Source organism: Oerskovia sp. NPDC056781 (assembly GCF_042789955.1).
Taxonomy (GTDB): Bacteria; Actinomycetota; Actinomycetes; order Actinomycetales; family Cellulomonadaceae; genus Oerskovia; species Oerskovia rustica.
The window spans coordinates 1-9,166 of sequence record NZ_JBHUAD010000159.1; the positions used below are offsets into that span (position 1 = coordinate 1).

The 9,166-nt window shown below is 71.4% G+C and carries 9 protein-coding genes; 7 read left to right on the forward strand and 2 right to left on the reverse strand.

Annotated features, from left to right (window positions below; translation table 11 throughout):
- Positions 1-458, reverse strand: a 458-nt coding sequence (locus tag ACFRCR_RS13405) for a universal stress protein (RefSeq protein WP_377678183.1), incomplete at its 3' end; no start/stop codon positions are given.
- A 55-nt stretch (positions 459-513) separates the two neighbouring features.
- Positions 514-1,944: an MFS transporter gene (locus ACFRCR_RS13410; protein WP_377678185.1), complete on the reverse strand. Its 1,431-nt coding sequence runs from the start codon at positions 1,942-1,944 to the stop codon at positions 514-516.
- Between the two features lie 291 nt (positions 1,945-2,235).
- Between ACFRCR_RS13410 and ACFRCR_RS13415 the strand changes: the two genes are divergently transcribed.
- The 7 genes from ACFRCR_RS13415 (at position 2,236) to ACFRCR_RS13445 (ending at position 9,064) form a co-directional block, all read left to right on the forward strand.
- On the forward strand, positions 2,236-2,442 hold the full coding sequence (locus ACFRCR_RS13415) for a heavy-metal-associated domain-containing protein (RefSeq protein WP_030153329.1): 207 nt from the start codon (positions 2,236-2,238) through the stop codon (positions 2,440-2,442).
- Positions 2,439-3,395 (forward strand): heavy-metal-associated domain-containing protein, encoded by a 957-nt coding sequence (locus ACFRCR_RS13420; protein ID WP_377678187.1) that lies wholly within the window; start codon positions 2,439-2,441, stop codon positions 3,393-3,395. The genes ACFRCR_RS13415 and ACFRCR_RS13420 overlap by 4 nt, the downstream gene beginning before the upstream one ends.
- 45 nt (positions 3,396-3,440) lie before the next feature.
- Positions 3,441-5,711, forward strand: a complete 2,271-nt coding sequence (locus tag ACFRCR_RS13425; RefSeq protein WP_377678188.1) for a heavy metal translocating P-type ATPase — start codon at positions 3,441-3,443, stop codon at positions 5,709-5,711.
- A gap of 53 nt (positions 5,712-5,764) precedes the next feature.
- Positions 5,765-6,028 carry a YHS domain-containing protein gene (locus ACFRCR_RS13430; protein ID WP_377678189.1) on the forward strand — a complete coding sequence of 88 codons (264 nt, stop codon included), beginning with the start codon at positions 5,765-5,767 and terminating at the stop codon, positions 6,026-6,028.
- A 151-nt stretch (positions 6,029-6,179) separates the two neighbouring features.
- On the forward strand, positions 6,180-7,331 hold the full coding sequence (locus ACFRCR_RS13435) for an FAD-dependent oxidoreductase (RefSeq protein ID WP_377678190.1): 1,152 nt from the start codon (positions 6,180-6,182) through the stop codon (positions 7,329-7,331).
- Positions 7,332-8,588, forward strand: coding sequence for an MFS transporter (locus tag ACFRCR_RS13440; protein WP_377678191.1), 1,257 nt, complete (start codon positions 7,332-7,334; stop codon positions 8,586-8,588).
- 164 nt (positions 8,589-8,752) lie between these two features.
- On the forward strand, positions 8,753-9,064 hold the full coding sequence (locus ACFRCR_RS13445) for a metal-sensitive transcriptional regulator (protein ID WP_377678192.1): 312 nt from the start codon (positions 8,753-8,755) through the stop codon (positions 9,062-9,064).
- Positions 9,065-9,166: the final 102 nt, after the last annotated feature.

A 9,166-nucleotide genomic window follows, 5' to 3' on the forward strand; every position in this document is an offset into this window, starting at 1 on the left:
AGCGCTACCGCGTCCGAGGGGATGACCAGCGTCGGGCGGGTGGCGTGGTGCAGGACGCTGGCCGAGGTGCTGCCGAGCAGGGTCGCCCGGAGGCCGCGCCGGCCGCGGGAGCCGAGCACGATCAGGTCGACGTCGAGCTCTTCCGCCGCCTCGACGATGGCCTCGGCGGCCGTGGCCATCGTGGAGGACACGTGGGGCTCGGCGACCAGCCCGAGGTCGCGGGCGACCTGCGCGCCGTCGGCGGCGATCCGCTCCGACACGTCGAGCGCCGCGGCGTCGAGACCCTGCAGCTGCTCGAGCGCGGGGTGGCCCTCGAGGTGGGCCGCGAAGCCCTCCATGGGCTGACGGGCGTAGAGCAGGACCGCGGTGGAGCCGGGGAAGAGGCCGGCGACGGTCTGCATCGCGCTGTGCGCGTTGGGCGATCCGTCGTAGGCGATGAGCAGGCGAGGAGTGGACATGGTGTTTCCCTTCGGGTGGTGGTGAGGGAACCGGTCGGGACCGGGCTCCGTGCGGCTAGCGGCCGATCGACCCGTCCGTCGCGGCGGCGGGCACCCGGGGCCTCGACATCGCGACGGCGGTCACGATCGCTCCGACCAGGGCGAGGATCCCCGCCCCGACGAACGCGGCCGAGTAGCCCTGTGTGAGCTTGACCGGTGAGGGGTCGGTGCCGGACACGACGTAGACGACGGCCGTGAGCGCCGCGAGCCCGAGCGCGGACCCGATCTGGTAGCTCGTGCTCACGAGCCCCGACGCGACGCCCGTCTCGGCTGCAGGTGCGGCGTTGATGGCCGTGCCGAGCGAGGGGACGAACGCGAGGGACATGCCGAGCGCGGCCACCAGCGACGCGGGCAGGACGTCCATGGCGTAGCTGCCGTCGGGGCGGACGAACGAGAGCCAGACGAGCCCGGCCGCGAGCAGCAGGAGCCCCGTCACGATGAGCGACTTCGCACCGAACCTCTCCTGGAGCCGGGGCGCCATGGCGAGCATGACGAGGACGACGAGGCCGGTCATCGGCAGGAGCGCGGCGCCGGCGGCGAAGGCGCTCGCGCCGAGGACCTGCTGCAGGTACAGGTTCAGGAAGAACCACATCGAGACCCAGGCGGCACCCAGCAGGAGCTGTGCACCGTTCGCGGCGCCGAGCAGGGGTGCACGCAGCAGGCCGAGGCGGAGCAGGGGGTCACGGCTGCGTGCCTGGATGACGAAGAAGATCACGAGCAGGACGATGCCCGCGGCCAGGGCGCCGAGCGTGGGCAGCGTGAGCCAGCCGACCTCCGGGGCGTTGACGACGGCGTAGACGACGGCCGCGAGCCCGGCCGTCACGGTGAGTGCACCCGCGACGTCGATCGATCCCGACGCCTTCTTCTCGGTGCGTGGGAGGGTCGACGCGGTGAACGCGAGCACGAAGACCGCGATCGGCACGGTGACGTAGAAGACCCAGGGCCAGCTCGCGTACTCGGTGAGGACTCCGCCGAGGAAGACTCCCGCGCTGCCTCCGACCGGTGCGGCCGCGCCGTAGACGGCGAACGCCTTCGGCAGGTCACGTGTGCCGCCGAAGAGCATCATCAGCAGGGTCAGTGCGGCGGGCGCGATCATCGCCGAACCTGCCCCCTGGATCGCGCGGCCTGCGATCTCGAGCCCGATGGTGCTCGCTGCTCCCGCGAGCACCGACCCGGCGATCAGCACGAGCCAGCCGAGCACGAAGATCTTCCGCGCACCGAAGACGTCGGCCAGGCGGCCTCCGAGCAGGAGCAGGCCGCCGAACGCGACCACGTAGGCGTTGAACACCCAGGACAGCGACTCGGGCGTGAAGCCCAGGTCTCGCTGGATGTCCGGCAGGGCGACGCCGATGATCGAGGTGTCCATGATGACGACGAACTGTGCCGTGGCGATGAGCGCGAGGCCGAGCCACCGCTTCGCCGGCGACAGTGGTGGATGGGTAGTCATGAAAGATCTCCTCCTGAGGGACGGCCGGCAGGCCCGGCGTCGGCAAAAGGTATACCCATGGGGGGTATGGGTGTCAAGACTGCCTGGATCCGTTGGCGCGCCTTGCAGAGCTCTGGATGTCGGTACCCCGTAGGGGTATCGGCTGGAGCGCCTGGTCGGAACCTCGGGTGGCTCACCCGATCCCTCGTCCTGAGCAGGTGCCCATGCTTGCGTGATACCCCCTCGGGGTATATGTTTCGAGAGAGAGATACCCGGTGGGGGTATCAAATCTCACGAGAGGAAGGCTCCGCCATGGCCACGAACGAGTACCAGGTGACGGGCATGACGTGCGGGCACTGCGAGCTGTCGATCCGCGAGGAGGTCGGACAGGTCGCGGGGGTCGAGGACATCCAGGTCAGCGCTCAGACGGGACGGCTCGTGGTGACGGGACCCGTCGACGACGCGCAGGTCCTGGCCGCCGTCGAGGAGGCCGGCTACTCGGCGGTGCGGTCCGCATGAGGACGGGCGCACGACTGACCCTCTACGGCCTCGGGCTCGTGGTGGCCTTCGGCGGCGCGTTCGGCGTCGCCGGGGCCGTCGTGCCCGAGAGCGCCGTCGCCGACTGGACCGAAGGGAGCGAGATGAACGAGCACGGAGAAGGCCACGGTGCGGCGAGCACCGGATCGACGGGAACCACGGGCAGCGGGCTCACGGGCCTCGCGCTCGGCGTCGACGGGTTCGCCCTGTCGACCGTCGACGCTCCCGCGGGGGTCGGCGAGCCCGGGGAGCTGAGCTTCCAGGTCCACGACCCCGCAGGCGTCCCGCTGACGGAGTACACGACTGCGCACGAGAAGGACCTGCACCTGATCGTCGTCCGGACGGACGGCAGCCAGTTCCGGCACGTCCACCCCGTGCTGGACGAGACCTCGGGCACCTGGTCGATCCCCTGGAAATGGGCCGCGGCGGGCAGCTACCGCGTCTTCGCGGACTTCACGCCGGCGGGTGCGGACGAGTCCTCCCGCACGGTGACCCGCACGGTCCAGGTGGCCGGGGACCTCGCGCCCGTCGAGCAGCAGCCGACCCGGACCGCTCAGGTGGACGGGTACACCGTGACCGTCGACGGCGAGCTGGCGGCGGGAGCCTCGAGCGGCCTCACGTTCACGGTCTCCCGGGGCGGCGAGCCCGTCACGACCCTGGAACCGTACCTGGGAGCATTCGCTCACCTCGTCGCCCTGCGCGACGGCGATCTCGCCTATCTGCACGTCCACGCCGAGGGCGCGGACCCGGAGGCCGGGCAGACGGCCGGGCCGGAGATCGCCTTCGCCGCCGAGGTCCCCACCGTGGGCCGTTACCTGCTGTACCTGGACTTCCAGGTCGACGGCCAGGTCCACACCGCCGAGCTCGTGCTCGACGCCGCTCCCGGCGCCGACCCCACGCACCCCGAGGGCGGATCTCACCCGGAGGGGCACTGACCGAGAGGTCGGCCCTTTCCCACCAGCCGAGAGAAGGAAATGCACATGAGCACATCAGCGCCTCCGGGCGTGATCACAGGCGTCGAGCTGGAGATCGGCGGCATGACCTGCGCCTCCTGCGCCATGCGGATCGAGAAGAAGCTGAACAAGCTCGACGGCGTGGTCGCGACCGTGAACTACGCGACCGAGAAGGCCAAGGTGACGGTGCCGGACGGGTACGACCCCGCGCTGCTGATCGCCGAGGTCGAGAAGACCGGGTACACCGCCGCGCTGCCCGTGCCCAAGGGCGCGAGGAAGGACGGTGCGTCGGCCGGCGGGGGTGAGGGTGAGGACCCCGAGCTGACCTCGCTGCGCAACCGGCTGATCGGCGCGATCGTGCTCACCGTGCCGGTCATCGCGATGGCCATGGTCCCGGCGTGGCAGTTCACCTACTGGCAGTGGGCCTCGCTCGCGCTGGCCGCTCCCGTGATCGTCTGGGCGGCGTGGCCGTTCCACAAGGCGGCGTGGGCGAACCTCAAGCACGGCACCGCGACGATGGACACCCTCATCTCCATGGGCACGTCCGCTGCGTTCCTGTGGTCGCTGTACGCGCTGTTCCTCGGCACGGCGGGCACCCCGGGCATGACGCACCCGTTCGAGCTCGCGCTGGCGCCCTCCGACGGCGCGGCGAACATCTACCTCGAGGTGGGTGCCGGGGTCACGATGTTCATCCTCGCGGGCCGGTACTTCGAGAAGCGCTCCAAGAAGCAGGCCGGCGCGGCGCTGCGCGCGCTGCTCGAGCTCGGCGCGAAGGAGGTCTCGGTCCTGCGCGGAGACGTCGAGACGAAGATCCCCGTCGAGGACCTGCAGGTCGGTGACGAGTTCATCGTGCGCCCGGGCGAGAAGATCGCCACGGACGGCGTGGTCGTGACGGGCACGTCCGCCGTCGACGAGTCGATGCTCACGGGTGAGTCGGTACCGGTCGAGGTCTCCGCAGGAGACACCGTCACCGGCGCCACGACGAACGCGGGCGGTCGGCTCGTGGTCCGTGCGACCCGGATCGGGTCGGACACGCAGCTCGCGCAGATGGCCAGGCTCGTCGAGGACGCCCAGACCGGCAAGGCCGAGGTGCAGCGCCTGGCCGACAGGATCTCGGGCGTGTTCGTGCCGATCGTGATCGTGATCGCCGCCGCCGCCCTCGGAGGCTGGCTGGGCGCGGGGTTCCCCGTGAGCGCGGCCTTCACCGCCGCGGTCGCTGTCCTCGTGATCGCCTGCCCCTGCGCGCTGGGACTGGCGACGCCGACCGCGCTCCTGGTCGGCACCGGCCGCGGCGCGCAGATGGGCGTGCTCATCAAGGGCCCGGAGGTGCTCGAGTCCACCCGCAAGATCGACACCGTCGTGCTGGACAAGACCGGCACCGTCACGACCGGCAAGATGACGATGGTCGACGTGGTCGTCGAGCCCGGCACGGACCGCACCGAGCTGCTCCGCCTGGCCGGCGCGCTCGAGGACGCCTCCGAGCACCCGATCGCGCAGGCGATCGCCAAGGGCGCGACGCAGGAGGTCGGCGCGCTGCTCACGCCCGAGGACTTCGCGAACATCGAGGGCAAGGGTGTGCAGGGCGTCGTCGACGGCCACGCCGTCCTGGTGGGCCGCGAGTCGCTGCTCGCCGAGTGGTCCCAGGAGCTGAGCCCCACGCTGGCCGCCACGAAGGCCCGGGCCGAGGGCGAGGGCAAGACGGTCGTGGCCGTGGGCTGGGACGGCCGCGCCCGCGGCATCCTCGTCGTGGCCGACACGGTCAAGCCGACGAGCGCCGAGGCGATCGCACAGCTCAAGGAGATCGGCCTGACCCCCGTGCTCCTCACCGGTGACAACGAGGCCGTCGCCCGGCAGATCGCCGCGGAGGTGGGCATCGACGAGGTCATCGCCGAGGTTCTCCCCAAGGACAAGGTCGACGTCGTCACCCGGCTCCAGGCCGAGGGGAAGGTCGTCGCGATGATCGGCGACGGCGTCAACGACGCCCCGGCCCTCGCTCAGGCGGACCTCGGACTTGCCATGGGTACCGGCGCCGACGTCGCCATCGAGGCGTCCGACATCACCCTGGTGCGCGGCGACCTCCGCAGCGCGGTCGATGCCATCCGTCTTTCCCGCAAGACGCTCGGAACCATCAAGACCAACCTGTTCTGGGCCTTCGCCTACAACGTCGCGGCCATCCCCGTCGCGGCGCTCGGCATGCTCAACCCCATGCTCGCAGGGGCCGCGATGGCGCTGTCGAGCGTCTTCGTCGTGGGCAACAGCCTGCGCCTGCGCGGGTTCCGGAGCGTCGCCAGGTCATGACGTCCCCGGAACCCACCACACCACCCACAGAAGCACGAAGGGAACCACTCACGATGGCGAACGAACCCCAGGCGTCCGGCTGTTGCAGCACCGGTGCGCCCAACCCCACGGGTGACGGCACCGAGAACCTGCTCGGGGCGGCGAACGACGACATGACCACCTGCCCGGTCATGGTCGGCAGCCCCGTCAGCAAGAAGGCGGCCGAGGCGGCCGGACTCTACCGGGACCACGAGGGCGAGCGGTACTACTTCTGCTGCGGCGGATGCGGCCCTGCCTTCGACTCGGACCCCGCGAAGTACGCCGCCAACATGGCGTGACGACGGGGACACGGGGTCCGCGGCTGCCCTCGCGCACCGCGGACCCCGCCCGTCTTCTTGCTCGCCCCCGGGGCCCTCGCAGCCCGCTGCCCGGAGGCCCCAGCCCCACTCGCCGGCGAGGCGCCCCGACCGAACCTGGAGAACGCACCCCATGACCCCACGACACACCGTGATCCTCGGGGCAGGATCGGCCGGTACTGCCGCCGCCCGAGCCCTCGCCGGTCAGGGCGACGTCCGGACGACCGTCGTCGGACGCACCGGCGAGATCCCGTACTCGCGGATGCTCGTCAAGAACGTCGCCTACGGCCAGGCCGCTCCCGAGGTGATCCGGCTGCCCGCGCCCCCCGGTGAGCTCGTCGCCGACACCGCTGAGCGGGTCGACCCCGCGACGCACGAGGTCCACCTGGCCTCGGGGGCGACGATCTCCTATGACACGCTCCTCGTCGCGACCGGGAGCCGGCCCCGCGGCCTGGGCGCCGACGTCGCGGGGGTGGAGCAAGCCGTCCGGGCGGGCCGCCTGCTCACGCTGCACTCGCTCGACGACGCCGTGCGCCTCGAGAAGGCCATCGCGGCGTGCGGGGAGACCGCGCGCGTCGCGATCTACGGGGGCGGACTGATCGCGTCCGAGACGGCCTCGACGCTGCAGGTGCTGGGGCACCGGGTCAGCCTCGTCGCCCGCAGCCAGGTACCCGGCGTGGCCGGCTTCGGCCGACCGGTCGCCGAGCGCGTCGCCGCCGACCACGAGGCCCGGGTGACCACGTTCTTCGGTCGCACCGTCCGCCGCGTCCTCGCGACGCCCGACGCGACGGTCGTGACCCTCGACGACGGGACCGACCTCGAGGTCGATCTCGTCGTCGTCGCGCTCGGTACGACGCCCGCCGCTCCATCACCCTGGCGTGACGGCGTCGCCGTCGACGACAGGCTCCGCGTCTCCGGGCACGGGGCCGTGTACGCGGCGGGCGGCGTCGCCGTGCATCACGACGACCACCTCGGGACCTGGCGCATCGACCACTGGGAGGACAGCGCCGCGCAGGGGGTGCATGCCGCGCGAACGCTGCTGCACGACCTCGGCCACGGCGAGGACCCGGGCCCGTACCGGCCCCGCAGCGCGTACATGACGACGATCCACGGGCGGCTGATCTCGGGAGTCGGATACACGGGACACCCCGGCACGCGCGTGGCGCAGGCCGACGGGTTCGTGGTCCTGCACGAGCAGGACGGTACCGTCGTCGGCGTCAGCGGCATCGAAGCGGTGGGCGAGATCTACGGGTGGGGCAGCCGGCTCCACGAGGCGCGCGCCTAGATGCAGTCCTTCACCACCGGGGCACGACGGCGGGGTTCTCGACTCGCGATCGTCGGGGCGTTCCTGCTCATGGTCGCGGCGAGCGCACCCTCCCCCTTCTACCCGGAGCTGACCGAGCGCCTCGGGCTCGTCCCGGTCGCGACGACGTCGGTCTTCGCCGTCTACGCGTTCACGATGCTCGGCGCTCTGCTCGTCGCGGGCGGCCTGTCCGACGTCGTGGGCCGCCGGCCCGTCGTCACGGTGGGCTCCGGGGTCCTCGTCGCCAGCCTCGTGCTGTTCTGGCAGGCGGACGACCTGGCCACGCTCCTCCTGGCCAGGTCGCTCCAGGGCGTCGCGGCGGGTCTGCTGCTCCCGGCGTTGTCCGCCATGGTGGTCGACCTCGCCTCTCCGCGGCGCCCGGAGGCAGCGGCGCTGTGGAACACGGTCGCGCCCATGACCGGGCTCGGGACGGGGGCGCTCGCGGGGGCGCTCGCCCTCGACCACGCGAGCGAGCCCGCCGACGTCGTGTTCGGCGTGCTCGCCGCGGTCTTCCTCCTGGTCGCCGCCGTCGTCTGGTCGACCCCGGACGTCGTGCGCGTCCCTGCCGCGCGCACCCCGTGGACCGTCCCACGGCTCGCCGTCCCCCGGCACGTGCGTCGGCGACTGGCGGTGGCGACCCCGGCGATCGTCGCCGGCTGGGCGACGAACGGGCTCTTCCTCGCCCTCGGGTCGTCGGTCGTCGCGAGCGAGCTCGGCGCGACGACGCACGTCCGGCAGAGCATCGGCGTCACCGTCTTCGCGCTCTCGGGGATCGTCGCGTCCGTCGTCCTCCGCCGACGGCCGGCCCGGGTCGTGAGCGTCTTCGGCACGTCCGCCCTCGGCGCGGGCACCGTGCTGAGCACGGCCGCGCTCGCCGTGCATTCATTTCCCGTCTACATCTTTGCTGCCATGATTCTCGGTGCGGGATTCGGGACCGCTTTCATGGGAGTTCTGCAGACATTGATGCCCCGGGTTGCGCCGACCGAGAGGGCGGCCGTCCTGGCCGTCATGTACACCGTCTCCTATCTTTCTTTCGGTGTGCCGTCGATCATTGCCGGGATCCTCGTCCCGCTCGTCTCGCTCGCCGGTGCGATGACCGTCCTCGGCGCGGTGATCGTCGGGTTGTGCCTGGTCGCGACCGTGGCCCGTCTGCGCGTCCGGGACGATGATCAGGACCTGGGTGGCCTGCGGGCTGCGGCGTCCGCCTCGGACGGGTCCGCGCGGGCCGGTCGTCGATGAACGCGCGATCATCCGGATCTCGGTCCCGCGCACGCAGGGACGTGCAGGGAATGCGTCGTGAGGAGACGGGGTGATTGATGGCGGCTGGTATTCTCTCGACCGCCCGAGCATTGGGTGCCACCGATCTCGACGTCCTCGCACTGCCGGAACGTAAGGAACGCACGATGGAAAAGTCTCGCGAGCCCTCGACGCAGCATCACGGGTACATGAGCGACAAGGGGAACTACCTCAAGCGCATGGGCCGTATCGAGGGGCAGGCCCGCGGAATCTCCAAGATGATCGACGACGAGAAGTACTGCATCGACATCCTCACGCAGATCAGCGCCCTGACGAGCGCCCTGGAGGTCGTCGCGCTGGCGCTGCTCGACGACCACCTCAAGCACTGCGTCGTCGACGCGGCCAAGATGGGCGAGGACGCCGGGGCGCTCAGGATCAAGGAGGCGAGCGACGCGATCGCTCGACTGGTCCGCTCCTGACCGGTTCCCGACCTCCCGGGCCGCCGACGTCGGGCGTCATGAGACCTGACGGGCCCTCAGGCCCCCAGGCGCGACGAAAGGCCCGCCTCCTCATGACGAGGA

Bases quoted from the DNA above. Each gene is read 5' to 3' on its own strand.
- ACFRCR_RS13410 (WP_377678185.1), bottom strand. From the start codon at position 1,944: ATGACTACCCATCCACCACTGTCGCCGGCGAAGCGGTGGCTCGGCCTC.
- ACFRCR_RS13415 (WP_030153329.1), top strand. From the start codon at position 2,236: ATGGCCACGAACGAGTACCAGGTGACGGGCATGACGTGCGGGCACTGC.
- ACFRCR_RS13420 (WP_377678187.1), top strand. From the start codon at position 2,439: ATGAGGACGGGCGCACGACTGACCCTCTACGGCCTCGGGCTCGTGGTG.
- ACFRCR_RS13425 (WP_377678188.1), top strand. From the start codon at position 3,441: ATGAGCACATCAGCGCCTCCGGGCGTGATCACAGGCGTCGAGCTGGAG.
- ACFRCR_RS13430 (WP_377678189.1), top strand. From the start codon at position 5,765: ATGGCGAACGAACCCCAGGCGTCCGGCTGTTGCAGCACCGGTGCGCCC.
- ACFRCR_RS13435 (WP_377678190.1), top strand. From the start codon at position 6,180: ATGACCCCACGACACACCGTGATCCTCGGGGCAGGATCGGCCGGTACT.
- ACFRCR_RS13440 (WP_377678191.1), top strand. From the start codon at position 7,332: ATGCAGTCCTTCACCACCGGGGCACGACGGCGGGGTTCTCGACTCGCG.
- ACFRCR_RS13445 (WP_377678192.1), top strand. From the start codon at position 8,753: ATGGAAAAGTCTCGCGAGCCCTCGACGCAGCATCACGGGTACATGAGC.